Genomic DNA, 16667 nt, shown 5'->3' on the forward strand with positions numbered 1-16667 from the left:
GCCTGCTAGTCTTACTGTGTCACAAATGGTGTCGGCAGCATGGACATCGTGGCAGCGTTCGCGCCAGGGCGTGGGCGAGCCTAATCCTGATGGTGGCGATGGAGTTGGCGACGTGGCGTTCCGGGCGGAGCGGCGGCACCGCGGGGTCGATAATCTTCGGGTAGCGCAGGTGCCTTGAGGATCGGCGCGCCTGAGGCTGAGGGGGGAATCAGACTCCGCTCGAAGACCAGGAACCCGTAAGCGGCGATCGACAGCGTGGCATGGTGATGGAAGCCGCGCCAACCTCGGCCCTCATAGTGGCCAAGGCCGATCTCCTGCTTGAGTTCCTGATAATCCCGTTCAATCCGCCATCGCAGCTTGGCCTGATCGACGAGCGTGGCGAGCCCGGTGTCTTCCGGCAAGGTCGACAGCCAGTACTTGGTCGGCTCGACCTCGCCCTGCGGCCACTCGATCAGGAACCATTCCTCGGCTCGTGGTGCGGAGCGCCAGTAATCGCGATGGGCTGGCCGGACGCGGACTGCGGCAAAGCGCGAGGCGAGTGGGCCCCTGGTGCCCTCGCGCCAGGTGACGCGGCGCCAGGCGTTTTCGGGCAGCGCTTGCGCCAGTTCCTTGGCGGAAACCGGCGCGTGCCCGGGCTGGCGCCGGACGAGCGAAGGCGGGCGACCGCGTCCGCTCCACGGTTTGGGCGGCAGCGGTTGCGTATCCGGCGGCCACAAGCGGATCGAGGACTGGACACCGACGACATAGGTCAAGCCCATCTCCGTCAGCCCGGTGCGGAAGGCGGTGTCGTTGCCGTAACCGGCATCGGCCAGCACCACGCCCGGCGAGACGCCGGCGCCCAGCGTCGCCCGGATCTGAGTGAGCGAGATTTCGGGCTTGGTGCGGAAGATAACGTCCTCCGGCACGCCCGCCTTTTCCCGCCGGCCAGGGTCGTTCGCCCAGTCTTCCGGCAGATAGAGCTGATAGGCGACCGGCAGGCTCGCCTGTTCGGTGGCAACCGACAGAGAGACCGCGACCTGGCAGTTGTCCTGTTTGCCGAGCTGGCCGCAATACTGCCGCGCCACACCGACCGAATGCTTCCCTTTCTTGGGAAAGCCGGTGTCGTCGACGATCCAGGCGCGGATCGGCCCCTGACGCTCAAGCGCCGGCAGAACCTGCGCCCGCACGACGCCAAGCACGGCATCATCCGACCAATCGGCTTTCGCCACGAAGTGATGCAGAGACTGGTGCGCTGCCTGAACACGCCCAGGCTCCACCCGCGCCGCCATCGGCTCCACGCTCTTGCGCTCGCCCGGCAAAAGCAGCCCGGTGCAATAGGCCTTAAGCGGCGCTACGCGGTCGGCATGACCCAAGGCCGAGGCGAGCGTCTCGACATAGGTCGCAAAACGCGATTCACTCGTTTCGATTCCGTCTTGGAGATCCATCGCTCCCTCCATTTTGAAGCTGGAATCTCCATTCTCGCAATCAATCGTTAACGAAGTTTATGACACAGTAAGACTAGATCACGTTTATGATTTTGGATTGAATCAATCCAAAATCATAAACGTGATCGCTCTCAACAGGTTGGAGCGGGATGCGGGCGGAAAACCGCTTCATACTTTTCCTCATCCCGCTCTAAGAGGACATTCTCCGGCTTGCACCCCGAGATGGTCCAGAAAGGCCAATCGCTTGCTTTTTGCAGCGGTCCCGGCAGGGTTTCGAAGGCCTCCCGGATGAGGTGTTCCTTCGATCCGAAATGATAGTTGATTGCGCCGAGGTTCACGTATGCCGCTCTTGTGGCGTCGCGCACCGCAATAGCATCGACGCCATATTCCGCAAAACAGACGCATGGCGACATCGAGGATGTGACCTGAGATCCCGGACGCGTGTCTTTCGGCTCAACGGATCTCCGGCTTGCTGGTGGCTCTGCGTCGCTTCATGAACGAGAGTTGACAAGCAAACGTATGTATGAAATGTATTGAAACGATCGTTTGGCCTGATTGAGGAAGCAGTTCGACGATGGTTGCTAACCTGCCCGTTCGATCGGGAGGAAGCGACTCTGTACACGGTGTTAAGTCGCCGATCAGTTCGAGTTGTTCGCCCGCGCCGAAGATGAGCGGGGACGTCTCGGATCTGGCCTGCGGTCACGCATCAAGTCGGGAGGAAATGATGACTTACAGGCTGAGCCGCCGCATGGTGCTCGGCAGTGCGGTTGCGGCGAGCGCTGTGACGGCATTGCCGATCGGAGCAGGTGCGGAGCAGGGCGGGATATCCCGCAAGGAGATCGAGGTCGAAGGCGAGGGCGGCAAGTTCGATGCTTATCTCGCCGCGCCTGAATCCGGCAGCGGACCAGGCGTAATCATGATTTCGACGATCTTCGGCGTTGATCAGGGCCTAAAATCCTATTGCGACGAACTCGCCGGACGAGGTTGTGTCGTGCTGGCGCAGAACTTCTTCTGGCGCGATCCGGAGGACAAGGGTGTGCTGCCCGTGCCGGCGGCCACGCCGCGTGCTATCGCCCGCGCAATGCGCATCGATTTCCAGAAGTCGATGGACGATCTCGGGCGGGGCGTTGCGGAGTTGAAGCGCCATCCCAGCTACAACGGCAAGATGGCCGTGCTCGGCTTCTGCTTCGGCGGCCCCTATGCATGGCGGGCTGCCTGTGATGGGCTTGGGGTCGATGCGGCGGTCTCGTTCCACGGCACCTTCGTTTCAAAGTCCATGCAGCCCGGCGACAAGCCGAGCTGCCCGGTCTCTTTCCACTACGGTGACGACGACGAGCTTGCGCCGCAGGAGGAACTGGCGGCGGTGGGGGAGGTGGCTCATGCGACCGGCAGCGAATTCATCGTCTATCCGGGCGCCAAGCATGCCTTCATGGTCAAAGCCGACGCGGCACATTACGGCGCAGGCGCTGCAACCCAGGCCTGGGGCCGTACGCTGCAGATGATCGGTGCGCTGTACACCTGAGCCGCGTCCAACAGACCAAGCAAGCGAATACGAAGAACAGTTCGAAGCGATTGTTCGAACGATCATACATGCAAGGAGAATGCAAGCAATGAGTGCCAGCCTCGCTACATCGGAACGGAACGACACTGCGGCCGAACTCGACGTCGGTCGGTTGGTGGAGCCAGAGCGCATTCACCGCCGGGTATTTACCGATCCCGACGTGTTCGAACTCGAGATGGACAGCATCTTCGGGCGGTCATGGATCTATGTCGGCCATGAGAGCCAGATCCCTCAGCCGGGTGACTATTTTACAACGCAGGTTGGCCGCCAGCCGGTCGTGATGACGCGCCACACGGATGGGCAGATTTACGTGCTGGAGAACCGGTGCCCGCACAAAGGTGCGCTCGTTTGTCCCGAACGCTCCGGCCATGCGAAGCGGTTCATGTGCATGTATCACGGCTGGCGATTTGACGGCGACGGTTCCTTGGTATCGGTGCCGGTTCACTCGGGCTACGACGGCACGAGTTTCGACCCGAAGGATCCGGGAAACGGCATGAAGCGCCTGCCGCGCGTCAAGAACCACCGGGGCTTTGTGTTTGCCTCGCTGTCGGCGGACATCCCCGATTTCGACGCCTGGGCTGGCGAAGGTTTGCGCGGACTGGACAATATGATCGACCGCGCTCCCGACGGCAGCGTCGAGGTCGTCGGCGATTGCTACCGGACCGTGCAGAACAGCAACTGGAAAATTTTTGTCGATAATATGAGCGATGGGATGCACACGTCTTTTGTGCATCACCAGATGGCGCGGGCGGCACAACGTACGCTCGAGAAGTTCAAGGGCCAAGGCCGCCCCGGTGGTTTGGACGTGGCGGCGATGCTGGCCGGCGAGCCGGACCAAATGGCGAAGGTCGATCTTGTGGCCCATCCGAATGGGCACTTCGACATGGCGGCCTTCGCCCCGGAACTGAAAGGCCCCGAAGCGGACCAATACAAAGCGGCGTTGATCGCCCGCCACGGGAAGGAGGGTGCCGAGGTCGTCCTTCAGCGAAACTACCACAACGTCCTGATGTTCCCAACGATCGTTATGCAGGCGTCGCTTCAACAAATGCGTGTCATTCGCCCCCTTTCAGTCGATAAGACGCTACTTGAAATTTGGGCGTTTCGCCTGAAGGGGGCCCCAGAAAGTTTCCTGCGCCGAGCTGTGACAGGTGCCAACCTTGCAAACTCTCCCTCGAATGTCGTCGCGGCTGATGATTTCGAGGCCTATTTCCGCGTCCATGCTGGTCTCAAAGGGCCGCAATCGGAATGGATCAGTTTGCACCGTGAGGCGAACCGGGACATTCCGGTCGGCACAAGCCTGAAGGGGCATAGCGGCAACTCGGAGGTCTGTATGCGCAATATGTACAAGGCGTGGCATGCGTACATGACGGCGCAATAGCACCGCTAGCGATATTGGGAGTAACCAGAATATGTTGACGACTTCTCATAAGTTGCGCCTCAGCCGGAGCGAGGTCGAGGATTTTCTTTTCCGGCAGGCCGAATACATCGACAGTCGCGATTATGAATCGTGGCTCAGCCTCTTCACACCTGACGCCCTTTACTGGATTCCGGTGCGGCCCACCGATACCGACCCTGAGACGCAATTATCGTTTATGTACGACGATCTGCCGACGATGGTTGCGCGATGTGAGCGGTTGCTGGCTTTCGGCACCGCCGGGCAGCAGCCAATCACGCGAAGCAGTCATGTTGTTAGCAACGTGCGAGTCAACGATGCGACAAGCAACGGGGAGCTCGTCGTCCACTCGCGCTTTCATGTGACGCAATTCCGGCGCGATGTGCTGAAGTCCTATGCGGGTGCTTATACACACCATCTCGTTGCGACGGACGAGGGCGTCAAGATCCGCCTGCAACGCGTGGATCTTATCGATTGTGACGGCATTCACGACACGATCCTGCAAATCTACCTATAGAAATTCTTTGATCGGGAGGATGGAACGGATCACGCAGGGATTCGTCATCGTCGCAATTACTTCGGCGGTCTTGCCAAGCACCAGCGAACCCACGGCATTTGTCGATGCCGATTGGTTTGACGTCGAGGCGAGGCCGGCGATTTCTTGAAGTCGCAAGATCGTTTCGCATCTTTGGGTGGCGGTTCGCGTTTGCTCTGGACGTTGGCAGGAGCGCGGTTACACGCTCCAGCTGCTGCGGACAGTGGACCAATTCAATATTCAATCGGCTGGTCGCCGATTTTCTGAAGTACTGATCGCATCTCTATCAAAGCACGAGTGCCATAAAAGCCATGGGAGGAGAAAGTGGCTAACAGCGGTAATATAGATACCCCCTTGGACGAGGCAAACCCCAGCCGATTTATGATCGGTGTGTGGGCTTTGTGCGCCCTGGTGTTGCTTCTCGATGGCTATGACCTCACGGTCATTTCTTTTATTGCACCAGAATTGGTCAAGGAATTCGGCTTCGACAAGTCCGCGCTTGGGCCGTTGTTCGCGGCAAGCCTGGTCGGTTTCGCGTTAGGAGGGCCCTTGGGCGGATTGATTGGCGATCGTTACGGACGAAAGTTCACGATTGTCGCCAGTTGCTTTATCTTTGGCCTTGCAACGCTCGCGATGTTGCTGTCGACGACAGTGGCGCAGATGGCGGCCTGCCGCTTCATCGTAGGAGTCGGATTGGGCGGCGCCTTGCCCACAGCGACTGCGATGACGGCCGAGTTCACACCCAAAAGGTTGCGAAACCGGGTGCTGGCACTGGTCTCAACGGCTGTCCCCCTTGGTGCAATCATTCCGGGTGTGATCACTGCAGCTCTGGTTCCCACTTATGGCTGGCGCGTGTTGGCAGTTGCGGGCGGAGTTTTGCCCGTGCTGTTGGCTATAGTTCTCATTTGGGCAATGCCGGAATCCTTCAAGTATTTGGCGTTGCGCCCTGAGCGGAGCGCTCGACTTGCGGCGCTGCTCAAGCGGCTCGATCCAGATCTCCAGTGGGTCCCGGGCTCCGGAGGTTCGGCGGAGCAAACGGCTCGAAGCGCCTCGCTCACACGATTGTTCGGCGATGGGCTGGCCGGGATCACGCTCTTGATGTGGGTGCTGTTCTTCATGAACGCGATGGCCCTTTACCTCGTGATAAGCTGGCTGCCTCTCGTGCTGCAGAGTCTAGGCATGAGCATTCAGCAAGCGGGTCAGTTTTCGGCCATGTTCGCCGCAGGCGGACTGATCGGTGGCCTGGCAATTGCTGCACTTATCTCTTGGGTAGGAATCGCGCTTCTGCCTGCCATGTTCATCATAGCTGTTCCTTTCCTCTTGATGTTTGCAGCGTTTGATCTTTCGCACGCTGCTATCGTCCTATGTGTTCTGGTCCCCGGGATATCGGTCGGAGCGCTTCAAGTTGGCTGCTCCACGATTACCGGACTTCTCTATCCGACCGCGGTTCGCGCAACCGGCGTGGGCTGGGGGCTGGGCATGGGACGCATCGGCGCTATCCTCGGCCCCCTTGTCGGGGCTGCTGTGTTCACGATGCAACTGCCACCGCAACAGATGTTCGCATTCGCAGCGGCCCCGATGATCGCAGGGGCGATCGGCGCGGTCATACTCGCTGTTCTCTGCTATCGGCGCTTTGGCAGTCTTCAGGTTGATGAGACGGCCGTGAAGAACGAAACCGTTCCGGTTGGAGATTCAAACCCGGCCGAGCAAGTATCCTAAGTATTCGCAAGTTCCACAACGGCATGATCGAGCCGTTTTCCGGCTTGAAACTTGAAGATTTGAAAGAAGACTGAAATGACCAGGACCACAAATCCCACTGTTGATGCCGATCGGACGAACGCAGCGGACGTGCTGGTTCACACAGACATCGCTTATGCCACGCACGACGGTGTTGATTTGCGGGGTGACTTGTATGCGCCCCGCGGTGGCGGCCCGTTTCCGGTTGTCGTCGCGGCCCCCGGGGGCGGATGGCTCTTCTGCGACCGCAGTGCGCTGAAGTATTGGGGCAACTATCTCGCGCAGCACGGTATTGCGCTGTTTGCCATCCAGTATCGTGTTGCCGGTGCGTCCAAGATGTTTCCCGAAGCGATATGCGATGTCGTCAGCGCGGTCCAGTTCGTGCGCGGTTCAGCGAACGAACTCGGCATCGATCCCGACAGGGTGGCGCTGCTCGGCTCATCGGCGGGGGCGCACGTGGCATCACTTGCCGCCCTTGGCGGCGACACGCCGCTGTTCAGGAACTCCCGTCCAGCGAACGTGCACGCCGCCGTCAATACCGATGTGAAGGCTTTCGTGGGCATCTATGGCGTGTACGATCTCTTTGCGCTCTGGCAGCAGGAGATCGCGGATTTCGCGACGTCGAGCGAGCGGCGATCGGAACGTTTCATCGGCGTGCCCCCCTATGCGGATAGGCAACTCTATTTCGACGCTTCGCCGCTGAGCTACGTGCGCTATTCAGCGAACAAGCTTTCCGTATTTTTGGCATATGGGACGGCGGATGATGTGGTGAACCCGCACCTGCAGTCGGAGCAGTTCTTGCGTGCGCTCAAGCAGGCGAATTTCCCTGTGCGCGCCTACCCGGTGAGCGGCGCGGGACATTTCTGGTTCAGCGAGGAGCCAATTGGCGAGCCCGGCGGCTTTGTGGGCTTTCTCGCGCCGCGGCTCCTTCGTTTCCTGCAGCGGAACCTCTAGTGACACTCGCCATGAGCTCGTCCGCTTACATCGAAGCGTGCGGCATCGCGCCATCGAATCTCGCTTGCGCACTCGGTCGCGGCACTGCCCATGCGGTCTATCGAGTGCATCTCGCCGGAGTCATGGCAGGACGCGCAGGCGCCGTGCGAGTGGATGACGCGCCCATTTCGCCCTGCGGCAATGCGTTCAGGTCAAGCAGAATCCGATTGAAAGCTAGGACCTAGAGCAATTCCAGGAAAAGTGGGAACCGGTTTTCCGTCCGGAATTGCGTAGAAACAAGAGGTTAGAGCGACTTCGCGACTCGGAGAAAAGCGAAAGCGCTCCAGAGGAGGAGCAAAGCATGGGGAGCGAGTTATCATTCAATCGGCGGAGTGCTCTAAGAATCTTGGGAGCGACTCTTGCCCTAAGCGTCACCTGTGTCGGCGGCCCATACGCGGCGATGTCGGAAGGTAAGCCGCCAAACGTAATTCTGATCATGTCCGATGACATGGGGATGAGCGATATCGAACCGTTCGGGCAAACAATTGTCAGGACACCGGCGCTCATGGAGTTAGCACGGGAGGGAGTCCGCTTCTCCAATTTTCATGTGTTGCCGGTTTGCTCGCCCACTCGCGCGGCGCTTTTGACCGGCGTCGACATCCATCTTGCAGGTCTTGGCACGATGGGCGGCGTCCGCCCACTGGAAGCCCAGCAGGGAGAAGGCTATCTTGGGATGTTGAACGATGGTGTCAAGACGATCGCCGAGGTGCTGGAGGAAAGTGGATACACCACCTTCATCAGCGGCAAATGGCATCTGGGGAGCACCCCAACGACGATTCCGCCCAGCCGGGGTTTCGATCGTTCCTATGTCATGCTTGACGGGGGCGGGAGCCATTGGGACCATCTCGGGCTCCTCTCGGTCAAACCTGAGACGACCTTCCAGGAAGATGGCAAGGTTGTGGAGCGCCCCGCAGGCGTTTTTTCATCTGACCTGTTCACCGACAAGTTCCTCTTCTACCTGAAAGATGCGGTTCAGCAGGGGAAACCGTTTATGGGCTACCTCGCGCTTCAGGCGGTCCATGACCCACTCCATGCCCCGAAGGCACTCATCGACAAATACAAGGGCAGGTTCTCGGCAGGATATGACGTCCACCGGCGCGAGGTCTTCGAGCGCATGAAAGAGATGGGGGTGATCCCGGCGGCGACGGAACTCGATGCCACCCCGCCGTTGTTCAAGCCGTGGAGCGAACTCACCCGAGCCGAGCGCGCACATCAGGAACGGCTGATGGAAGTCTATGCCGCAATGCTCGAGAATATGGACGCCAATATCGCGCGTGTGCTCGATGCGTTGCGCGAGGCTGGCGTCTATAATGACACCATTATCATTTTTCTGTCCGATAACGGACCCTCTGCAGCCTACATGGATGCCTACTTCCCCAATGCGGACGGCAAGTGGATCGCCGAAACCTTCGATATGTCTTTCGATAATATCGGCGCTCCGCGCTCATTCGTCGGTGTTGGTCCTGGCTGGGCGAGCGCCAGTGCAACGCCTTTCCGCCTGTTCAAGACGTTCCTAACGGAAGGCGGGACGCGCTCACCGCTAATTGTGAAGATGCCGGCGGTAAAGAATCCCGGAGGCATGTACGCTTCGTTCGTGGGCGTGGAAGACCTCTTTCCGACGTTGATGGAACTGACCGGAGCCGAGCGTGGTGATACCCGGAAGGGCGTCCCGCTCGCGGTGCTGAAGGGCGCCTCGATTGCCGCCTCGCTCCGCGGTGAGCGGAACCTTGTACATGGCCCGGACTATGAGCGCGCGGAAGAGTTCTGGGGTCAAAAGACCTATCGCAAGGGAAACTGGAAACTCATTTGGCTGCCGGTACCCTTTGGTACTGGACAATGGCAGCTCTATGACACAAGCACCGATCCTGGGGAAACACAGGACCTCGCTTTGAGACAGCCGGATCTGCTCGCGGAACTGTCGCAAAAATATGAGCGTTGGGCCGATGAGCACAATGTGGTGCGATGGGACTACAACTACCTGAATGCGATGGGGTTTGACCATTACAATTGGGCCAAGGGTATGCGTAGCCAGGCTGGCTTTGACTTGAGCGGCCACCAGTGATGCTCCTGAACGGAATCGAGCGGCGTCCACTTGCGCCCGAGGAGGAGAAGGATTCCCTGAACCTCGCGCTCGGCGGTCGCGACCGCGAGGCTTTTTCGGAATTCTATGCCGGGTACGACAAGCGGGCGACCGAGACGGTGCATCTCGCGCCCCCAATTAGGCGGATGTCGTTTGAGAAGACGTGCAACCCCAGGGAAGAGGCCTTGATAAGGGAGGAGCGATTTGATGCTCAGATTTCCGATGCCTGACGGTGAAAGAGAACTCCGCGGTCGCAGTACCGCTTCTCCCCTCAGGTCTTCGCACGCATTGGGAAACGAGGACGAACGATCGAGCACGAGCATCGAGCAGATCGTACGCGAGGCGGGTTTGCGTCCTACCAGGCAGCGCATGGCGCTGGCTCGGCTGCTGTTCGCCAAAGGTGACCGCCATCTCTCCGCTGAGGAACTCCACGAGGAAGCGCTCGCCGCAGGCGTTGCCGTTTCACTGGCGACCGTCTACAACGCGCTGCACCAGTTCACGGATGCTGGGCTCCTGCGCATCCTGGCTGTTGAGGGCGCGCGCACCTATTTCGACACTAACACGTCCGACCATCATCATTTTTTCGTTGAGGGCGAGAAACAGGTGATGGACATCTGCGGCGGTTCTCTGACGGTGGCCGGTCTCCCGGAGCCTCCAGAAGGCACTGAAATCGCCAATATCGACGTCATCGTCAGGTTGCGCAGAAGCAATCGGTCTGGAACAGGCGACGAGGGTCCGAAGTCATCCGGCTCGGCCTGTGGGCGAATTCGATCAAGCAGAGTCCAGCAGAAAACAGGGGTCACGATTGATCTGTTCACGCCAAACGCCCTCACATCGGCCGACCGCTCTCCGCGTTAAGTCCTGTCCGGATGAATCAGGGAGTGGAGGCCGCCAGTAGCGTTATGCGTTCCCGGCTGCTTGCCCCCTATTCAATGATCGAGCGGACTTGTTCGATCGTGGCCAGGAGCGCCCGCTCGACGGCGTCGCGTTTCTCGCGGAAGCGGGTGGATGGGATCGGGACCGAGATCGCATGGAGTTCCCCGGTCATATCGGCAAAGCCCGCGCCGACTGCCGAAATGCCGACCGTATGATCGTCGAGGTCGTAGGCGATCCCGGTGGCAGCGGCCTCATCGAGCATTGACGCGAATTTGTTCCAGTCTCCCTTGACGTCTCGCCGCTTCCATTCAGCCTCGACCAGTTCGCGCGCCTGCCGGTGGTCCATCATCGACAGGACCGCGCGGCCATTCGCGGTGGTCGTTAGCGGGAATACATCGCCGATCGCCGAGACCGTGCGCAGGCGGTGTGTACCCGGCACCTGATCAAGAAAGATCATGGCCGATCCGCGCAGTACCGACAAGTCGACCGTTTCGGTCACCTTCTGCGACAGTTCCAATAGATGCAGACGGCACATTTCAACGATGCTGTAGCGGGTGGCTTCCGACAGCGCCTTGATTTCAGGCCCCAGACGAATGCTCCCGCCGCCGCCGGAACTGATCACCAGACGCTCGGTCTGCAGCGCACTGATGATCCGCTGGACCGTGGACCGTGGAAGGTCGACTTTCTCGGCGATCCGGCCGAGACTCATCCCCGAGGTATCTTCCCGCAATACGCGCAGAATAGCCGCGGCGCGGGCGATCACCTGTATGCCTCCGTTCCCGGAACCGCTTTCCTTCACTTTTTTGCTCTCCGTTCGTGACACTTCCACCCACAGCTTCTACGGCGGCGCGGGCTGCGCGGCAACCCACGATACGGTTCAGGCGTCCCAGAAACGATTGACATAACCCACATTGTGATGCACATGTATCGAAAAGCAGGACGTGAACTCGCACCAAGAGTGGCGCGGGAAGGGAGGACGCAAATGGTCGTGATCCGTGGCATCGAGTTTGAATCGAATACCGACAACGAGATGGGGCTGGAGTTCTACAATCTGTCCCATCGCTTCGGATTCCAGCATCCGAACTGGCCGTATTTCCAGGATGTCAAGATCGAACGCATCCACTACATGGCCAAGTCCGGTGTGCTCAGCCAGCGGATTACGACGACCATGCACGCCACCACGCATATCGACGCGCCGGCACATGTGGTCCAGGGCACCCCGTTCATTGACGAAGTGCCGCTGCCCCACTTCTTCGGCTCAGGCATCGTCGTCTCGCTGCCCAAGCAGAAATGGGAGCCGATCACCGGTGACGATCTAGAGAAGGCCTGCGGTCACACCATCCGCAAGGGTGACGTGCTCATCATCAACACTGGTTGGCACAAGCAATATGAGGACGGCGACTATTTCGCCTATTGCCCGGGCTTCGTGCCGTCGGCAGGCGAATGGATGGTTGAGAAGGGAATTAAGGTGGTCGGCCACGACACCCAGGCCAACGACCACCCGCTGGCCACAGCCATCGGCCCGCAGCGCAACGGTCCGCTGCTGCCGCATCTCGCCGAAGAGTACAAGGAATGGTCCGGCGGCCGCGACTGGACGGACGACTTCCCCGAGTGGGAACCAGTGCACAACATCCTGTTCAAGAATGGCATCCTCGGGATCGAGAATGTGGGCGGCGATCTCGATGCGGTAACGGGCAAACGCTGCACCTTCGCTTTCTTCCCGTGGAACTGGGATCGTGGCGACGGGTGTATCATCAGGCTTGTCGCGATGATCGACAAGAAGCAGCAGTACAGGATCGAAGCCGGCGAGGCATTCTGATGCTTGTCAAACGCTTCGATGACGCCAAGCCCTACGAAGCGCCCGAGCATCACGGCGTCGTCGGGCTGCGGCTGCAGGGTTTCGAAAAGGGCGGGCCCGCCAACCAGTGGGTTGGCCTTTCGCAGTTCCTCCCTGGCGGCGGCGCCGGCCCTGATTCCACGCCGTTTGAGAAGGTCTACATCGTGCTGGACGGCGAAATGACCGTCATGATCGACGGCAGAGAGACTGTCCTCGGCAAATATGATTCCTGCACTATTGCGCCGGGAGAGGTTCGCAAGATCGTCAACCGCCGCAACGACGTGTGCATCATGCTCGTGGTCATTCCGTACCCCGAAGGCGTCAACTGGGAGGGCGTATGATGGCTGATGCCTTCGAGAATCCACTCCGCCTGTTCGACGTCAGAGGCAAAGTGGCGCTGATCACGGGCGCTTCGGGCGCGTTCGGCGTGGTGGCGGCGAAGACCTTGGCCGGTGCCGGCTGCACGCTGGTTCTCGCCGCCGGCAGCGCCGATGCTTTGGCCGAGACCGCCGAGGCGTGCAGAGCGCTTGGTGCCAGGGTGAAGACTGTCAACGCTCGTCCCTCTGACGAGAACGCCTGCGCCAACATGGTCAAGACCGCGGTCGATACCTTCGGCAGCCTCGATATCCTCGTGGTGGCCTCGGGCATGAATAAGGTCGCAAAGATCGACGAGATGGAACCCAAAGACTTCTTCTCGGTCCTGGACGCCAATGTGAACCAGTCCTGGCTGATGGCGCGGGCTGCGACGAAGCAGATGAAAGCGCAGGACGCCGGCGGCAAGATCGTGCTCATGTCCTCCGCCCGCGGCCTGCTCGGCCATCCCGCGGGCTACACGGCCTATTGTGCGTCCAAGGCCGCAGTGGACGGCCTTACCAAGGCGCTCGGGTGCGAACTCGGTCCGACCGGCATTACGGTGAACGCGATCGCGCCGACGGTCTTCCGTTCGCCGCTGACAGCCTGGATGTTCGAGGATACCGACAATGCGAAGGCGGTCAGGCAGGGATTCCTGGCCCGTGTGCCGAAGGGCCGTCTCGGAGAGCCGGAAGACCTCGCCGGCCCGCTGCTTTTCCTTTCTTCATCGGCGTCCGACTTCTACACCGGTCATATCCTGTACGCCGATGGCGGCTATACGGCGGGCTAGGAAATGGCTGTTCAGCGCTACATGGCAGTGATCGGAGCGGGCCTGATGGGGCACAGCATCGCGCTGACCTTTGCCCGTGCCGGCAACTGTTTGCGCGTCTTCGATCCGTCGCCGGAAAGCCTTGCAAGCCTGCACGAGCGGGTTGGAGCGAGCCTTCGCGCGCTTGGCGCGGCCGAGATCGACGCCGTTTTGGACAGGATCAAACTGGCAGACAGCATCCCCGGCTGTGTGAAAAACGCGAGCTTCGTCACCGAAGCGACACCCGAAAATCTGGAGCTGAAGCGATCAGTCTTCGCGGCGGTTGAAGCCAGTGCGCCAGCGAACTGCATACTGGCCTCCAACACCTCTGTCATTCCGATCACCAAAATTATGAAGGGGCTGAAAGACCCTTCCCGTGCGCTCGGCACCCATTGGTGGAATCCCGGCCACCTCATCCCGCTGGTCGAACTCATCAGGACGGAATGGACGTCCGAGGAGGCCGTGCAGAGGACGTATGCCCTCCTGCGCGAGGCCGGCAAGACGCCAGTCCGGGTCGAAAAGGACGTCCCCGGATTCATCGGCAACCGGCTGCAGCATGCGCTGTGGCGTGAGGCAATCAGCCTTGTCGAGCGCGGAATTTGCGACGCGGAATCGGTCGATACTGTCATCAAGTCGTGCTTCGGCAGGCGACTGGCTGTTCTGGGGCCGCTCGAAAACGCCGATCTCGTGGGAACCGACCTGACATTCGATATCCATCAAAACGTGCTGTTCGACCTGGAGTCGCGGCAGGGGCCATCGCCCTATCTCGAACGCCTCGTCGCTGAGGGGAAGCTGGGAATGAAAACAGGTCAGGGATTTCGCCGCTGGACACCGGAGGAGGCGCAGGCGGTACGCGATAAGGTGGCCAGCCATCTGGTCAAGCTCGATGGCATTTTGAGCGATTAGATCGGTCTGGAGACCGGTCATCAGGGAGGAGACAATGGGGTCCGAACGAAGAAGTCGCCGCGCATCCATAGATATTTCAGCTAACCATGGACTGGATCGCCGCCGTGTGCTCGCCGACCCTGCTGCCACGAGCCTCACGGCTGCAGCCATCCTGAGACAAAACCGCGCCGCCGAAGTGGCGCCGGACCTGATTCTGCGTGAGGACGTCGAGATCGTCATCACGTCCACGCCGGACACGACGATGGTGGAATCTCTGAGCGAGCGTGGCGACAAGCTTTCGTCCGAGGTCTGGTGGTCGCCGCACCGTCCCTTCAAATTTTCACTCACCGGCGCGAGTGTGAGGGCGCTTGCCTCGAGTTACATGAACGCGACCGGACGGCCCTGGACGCAGCCTATCGGCTTTAAGCATGCGCTCTTCGAGGGCGAGATTTCGCGAGCCCAGGATCCGGAAAATTCCGACGGGCTGGTCGCGGCAATCGCACATACCAAGCTCGACACCATCGTCGGGGCGGCGAATTTCTCGAAGGGTCCGGTGAAGAACGTCACCAAGACGCCTCTTGTGGGCGGGCCGCGGAGAGAGGACGGAGATCTCAACCTAGAGATATTAGCCAACGCGCCTGCGCCCGAGATCCCCGTCACGGCAGAGATGAAGCTGCTGTGACTGTGCGCTCCGGCACCGGGTGGCCACCTCCCGCCACACGGCGCCGGAGCGAGAATCGCTAGGAAAGGGACCAATTGGGCGAGATACTCAGCCTTGCGAGTGTGACCAAATCCTTCGGCGCGGTGACCGTGGCCGACGCGCTCACCTATTCGCTTGCGGAAGGCGAGGCGCTGGGGGTAATCGGGCCGAACGGGGCAGGCAAGACCTCCATGTTCAACCTGATCACGGGCACCTTGCCACTGGATGCCGGCCGCATCACCTTTCTCGGTCATGATGTCACCCGCCAGAACGCGGCTCAGCGCTGCCGCGCAGGCATGGCGCGCAGTTTCCAGGTGCCGCAGTCCTTTGGTGGGCTGACCGTCTTCGAGAACGCCATGATCGCCGCCACGCAGGGGGCTAACCTGCCCGGGCAGGAGGCCGAGGCGCTGTGCCTCGACGTGCTGGAACAGACGAAGCTGATGAGCAAGGCCAACGTGCTTGCCAGTCGGCTTGCCCTTCTCGACCGCAAGCGGCTGGAGCTGACGCGGGCCCTTTGCGCCAGGCCGAAGCTTCTGTTGCTCGACGAGATAGCGGGCGGGCTGACGGACGAGGAGTGCCGGTCTCTGATCGAAATGATCCGGGCGATCCACGTCTCAGGCATGTCGATCATCTGGATCGAGCACGTGGTCCACGCCCTGACCGCGGTCGTGGGCCGCCTCATCGTTCTCGACTTCGGGAAGATGATTGCCGAGGGCAACCCGAAGGCGGTGATGGAGAGCCGGGAGGTGAAGGAGATCTATTTGGGGATCGAGACCGATGCCTGAGCCCATCCTCAGGACGAACCGTCTCGACGCCCGATACGGCGACTTCCAGGCGCTGTATTGCGTCGACATGGAGCTCGGCGAGGGCGAGGTCGTCGCCATCATCGGCGCCAATGGAGCGGGCAAGACCACGCTGATGCGCTCCGTCTCTGGCTTGATGAAGAACGCGGCCGAACAGATCGTCTATCGCGGCCGTCCTATTGGGGCACTTCGCGCCGACCAGGTGGCGGAGCTGGGCATCGGGCTTGTGCCCGAGGGCCGGCAACTTTTCCCGTCCCTGTCGGTGGAGGAGAACCTGATCATCGGCGGCCGGGTCGGACGCAGCGGGCCGTGGTCGCTCGCCGCGATCTACGCGCTCTTCCCCGTTCTCGAAGAGCGCCGGCATCTTCCGTCCACCTCTCTGTCGGGCGGGCAGCAACAAATGGTGGCCATCGGCCGCGCACTGATGGCCAATCCCGACCTCGTCATGTTCGACGAGATCAGCCTTGGCCTCGCGCCTGTCGTCATCAAGCAGATCTACGACGCTCTGCCGGGTATCGTCGGAGAGGGGATGAGCGCGGTGGTCGTGGAGCAGGACGTCACCAAGGCGCTCTCCGTCTCCTCCCGAGTCTACTGCCTGCAGGAGGGCAGGGTCTCCCTTGAGGGGTGTTCGGACACAGTTACGCGCGAGGAGATTTCCCGCGCCTATTTCGGGCAGTGATCGGC

At 60.6% G+C, this 16667-nt stretch carries 18 protein-coding genes and 1 pseudogene; 16 read left to right on the plus strand and 3 right to left on the minus strand.

Features of this window, described 5'->3' with window-relative positions:
- Window positions 1-80: 80 nt before the first annotated feature.
- Together GPJ75_RS12650 and GPJ75_RS12655 are read right to left on the minus strand one after the other, a co-directional pair.
- Window positions 81-1424, minus strand: coding sequence for an IS701 family transposase (locus GPJ75_RS12650; protein ID WP_163268610.1), 1344 nt, complete (start codon window positions 1422-1424; stop codon window positions 81-83).
- 131 nt (window positions 1425-1555) lie between these two features.
- Window positions 1556-1837 carry a TetR/AcrR family transcriptional regulator gene (locus GPJ75_RS12655; protein WP_163268612.1) on the minus strand — a complete coding sequence of 94 codons (282 nt, stop codon included), beginning with the start codon at window positions 1835-1837 and terminating at the stop codon, window positions 1556-1558.
- A gap of 311 nt (window positions 1838-2148) precedes the next feature.
- Between GPJ75_RS12655 and GPJ75_RS12660 the strand changes: the two genes are divergently transcribed.
- From GPJ75_RS12660 to irrA, 9 genes and pseudogenes are all read left to right on the plus strand, one after another.
- Window positions 2149-2946 (plus strand): dienelactone hydrolase family protein, encoded by a 798-nt coding sequence (locus tag GPJ75_RS12660; RefSeq protein ID WP_163268614.1) that lies wholly within the window; start codon window positions 2149-2151, stop codon window positions 2944-2946.
- A gap of 88 nt (window positions 2947-3034) precedes the next feature.
- Complete coding sequence (locus GPJ75_RS12665) at window positions 3035-4363, plus strand: aromatic ring-hydroxylating oxygenase subunit alpha (protein WP_163268616.1); 1329 nt, start codon at window positions 3035-3037, stop codon at window positions 4361-4363.
- 31 nt (window positions 4364-4394) lie between these two features.
- Window positions 4395-4895, plus strand: a complete 501-nt coding sequence (locus tag GPJ75_RS12670; RefSeq protein WP_163268618.1) for an aromatic-ring-hydroxylating dioxygenase subunit beta — start codon at window positions 4395-4397, stop codon at window positions 4893-4895.
- Between the two features lie 19 nt (window positions 4896-4914).
- Entirely contained in the window at window positions 4915-5043 is a 129-nt protein-coding gene (locus GPJ75_RS27585) for a hypothetical protein (RefSeq protein ID WP_281354777.1), read from the plus strand.
- Between the two features lie 194 nt (window positions 5044-5237).
- Window positions 5238-6632, plus strand: coding sequence for an MFS transporter (locus GPJ75_RS12675; protein ID WP_163268620.1), 1395 nt, complete (start codon window positions 5238-5240; stop codon window positions 6630-6632).
- 75 nt (window positions 6633-6707) lie between these two features.
- Window positions 6708-7604, plus strand: a complete 897-nt coding sequence (locus GPJ75_RS12680) for an alpha/beta hydrolase (RefSeq protein ID WP_163268622.1) — start codon at window positions 6708-6710, stop codon at window positions 7602-7604.
- A 439-nt stretch (window positions 7605-8043) separates the two neighbouring features.
- On the plus strand, window positions 8044-9705 hold the full coding sequence (locus GPJ75_RS12685; RefSeq protein ID WP_163268624.1) for an arylsulfatase: 1662 nt from the start codon (window positions 8044-8046) through the stop codon (window positions 9703-9705).
- Window positions 9702-9953 carry a hypothetical protein gene (locus GPJ75_RS12690; protein WP_163268626.1) on the plus strand — a complete coding sequence of 84 codons (252 nt, stop codon included), beginning with the start codon at window positions 9702-9704 and terminating at the stop codon, window positions 9951-9953. Before GPJ75_RS12685 ends, GPJ75_RS12690 begins: the two co-directional genes overlap by 4 nt.
- Before the next feature lie 58 nt (window positions 9954-10011).
- A pseudogene (gene irrA, locus GPJ75_RS27360) lies at window positions 10012-10425 on the plus strand (iron response transcriptional regulator IrrA); the annotation flags it as partial.
- Window positions 10426-10648: 223 nt separating this feature from the next.
- On the opposite strand, the gene GPJ75_RS12700 reads toward irrA, so the two are convergent.
- Window positions 10649-11362 carry an IclR family transcriptional regulator gene (locus GPJ75_RS12700; RefSeq protein ID WP_163268628.1) on the minus strand — a complete coding sequence of 238 codons (714 nt, stop codon included), beginning with the start codon at window positions 11360-11362 and terminating at the stop codon, window positions 10649-10651.
- 219 nt (window positions 11363-11581) lie between these two features.
- On the opposite strand from GPJ75_RS12700, the gene GPJ75_RS12705 reads away from it, so the two are divergent.
- The 7 genes from GPJ75_RS12705 (at window position 11582) to GPJ75_RS12735 (ending at window position 16662) form a co-directional block, all read left to right on the plus strand.
- Window positions 11582-12418, plus strand: coding sequence for a cyclase family protein (locus GPJ75_RS12705; protein ID WP_163268630.1), 837 nt, complete (start codon window positions 11582-11584; stop codon window positions 12416-12418).
- Window positions 12418-12777 carry a cupin domain-containing protein gene (locus GPJ75_RS12710; RefSeq protein WP_163268632.1) on the plus strand — a complete coding sequence of 120 codons (360 nt, stop codon included), beginning with the start codon at window positions 12418-12420 and terminating at the stop codon, window positions 12775-12777. The genes GPJ75_RS12705 and GPJ75_RS12710 overlap by 1 nt, the downstream gene beginning before the upstream one ends.
- Window positions 12774-13577: an SDR family NAD(P)-dependent oxidoreductase gene (locus GPJ75_RS12715; protein WP_163268634.1), complete on the plus strand. Its 804-nt coding sequence runs from the start codon at window positions 12774-12776 to the stop codon at window positions 13575-13577. The genes GPJ75_RS12710 and GPJ75_RS12715 overlap by 4 nt, the downstream gene beginning before the upstream one ends.
- A gap of 3 nt (window positions 13578-13580) precedes the next feature.
- Window positions 13581-14501, plus strand: a complete 921-nt coding sequence (locus GPJ75_RS12720; RefSeq protein WP_163268637.1) for a 3-hydroxyacyl-CoA dehydrogenase family protein — start codon at window positions 13581-13583, stop codon at window positions 14499-14501.
- A gap of 34 nt (window positions 14502-14535) precedes the next feature.
- Complete coding sequence (locus GPJ75_RS12725) at window positions 14536-15162, plus strand: type 1 periplasmic-binding domain-containing protein (RefSeq protein WP_163268639.1); 627 nt, start codon at window positions 14536-14538, stop codon at window positions 15160-15162.
- A gap of 74 nt (window positions 15163-15236) precedes the next feature.
- On the plus strand, window positions 15237-15965 hold the full coding sequence (locus tag GPJ75_RS12730; RefSeq protein ID WP_163268641.1) for an ABC transporter ATP-binding protein: 729 nt from the start codon (window positions 15237-15239) through the stop codon (window positions 15963-15965).
- On the plus strand, window positions 15958-16662 hold the full coding sequence (locus GPJ75_RS12735; RefSeq protein ID WP_163268643.1) for an ABC transporter ATP-binding protein: 705 nt from the start codon (window positions 15958-15960) through the stop codon (window positions 16660-16662). The genes GPJ75_RS12730 and GPJ75_RS12735 overlap by 8 nt, the downstream gene beginning before the upstream one ends.
- Window positions 16663-16667: the final 5 nt, after the last annotated feature.

This window comes from Chelativorans alearensis (assembly GCF_010993735.1).
Classification (GTDB): domain Bacteria; phylum Pseudomonadota; class Alphaproteobacteria; order Rhizobiales; family Rhizobiaceae; genus Chelativorans; species Chelativorans alearense.

Coding starts and splice junctions, on each gene's coding strand:
- GPJ75_RS12650 (WP_163268610.1), bottom strand. CDS start 1,424: ATGGATCTCCAAGACGGAATCGAAACGAGTGAATCGCGTTTTGCGACC.
- GPJ75_RS12655 (WP_163268612.1), bottom strand. CDS start 1,837: ATGTCGCCATGCGTCTGTTTTGCGGAATATGGCGTCGATGCTATTGCG.
- GPJ75_RS12660 (WP_163268614.1), top strand. CDS start 2,149: ATGACTTACAGGCTGAGCCGCCGCATGGTGCTCGGCAGTGCGGTTGCG.
- GPJ75_RS12665 (WP_163268616.1), top strand. CDS start 3,035: ATGAGTGCCAGCCTCGCTACATCGGAACGGAACGACACTGCGGCCGAA.
- GPJ75_RS12670 (WP_163268618.1), top strand. CDS start 4,395: ATGTTGACGACTTCTCATAAGTTGCGCCTCAGCCGGAGCGAGGTCGAG.
- GPJ75_RS27585 (WP_281354777.1), top strand. CDS start 4,915: ATGGAACGGATCACGCAGGGATTCGTCATCGTCGCAATTACTTCGGCG.
- GPJ75_RS12680 (WP_163268622.1), top strand. CDS start 6,708: ATGACCAGGACCACAAATCCCACTGTTGATGCCGATCGGACGAACGCA.
- GPJ75_RS12685 (WP_163268624.1), top strand. CDS start 8,044: ATGTCGGAAGGTAAGCCGCCAAACGTAATTCTGATCATGTCCGATGAC.
- GPJ75_RS12705 (WP_163268630.1), top strand. CDS start 11,582: ATGGTCGTGATCCGTGGCATCGAGTTTGAATCGAATACCGACAACGAG.
- GPJ75_RS12710 (WP_163268632.1), top strand. CDS start 12,418: ATGCTTGTCAAACGCTTCGATGACGCCAAGCCCTACGAAGCGCCCGAG.
- GPJ75_RS12715 (WP_163268634.1), top strand. CDS start 12,774: ATGATGGCTGATGCCTTCGAGAATCCACTCCGCCTGTTCGACGTCAGA.
- GPJ75_RS12720 (WP_163268637.1), top strand. CDS start 13,581: ATGGCTGTTCAGCGCTACATGGCAGTGATCGGAGCGGGCCTGATGGGG.
- GPJ75_RS12725 (WP_163268639.1), top strand. CDS start 14,536: ATGGGGTCCGAACGAAGAAGTCGCCGCGCATCCATAGATATTTCAGCT.
- GPJ75_RS12735 (WP_163268643.1), top strand. CDS start 15,958: ATGCCTGAGCCCATCCTCAGGACGAACCGTCTCGACGCCCGATACGGC.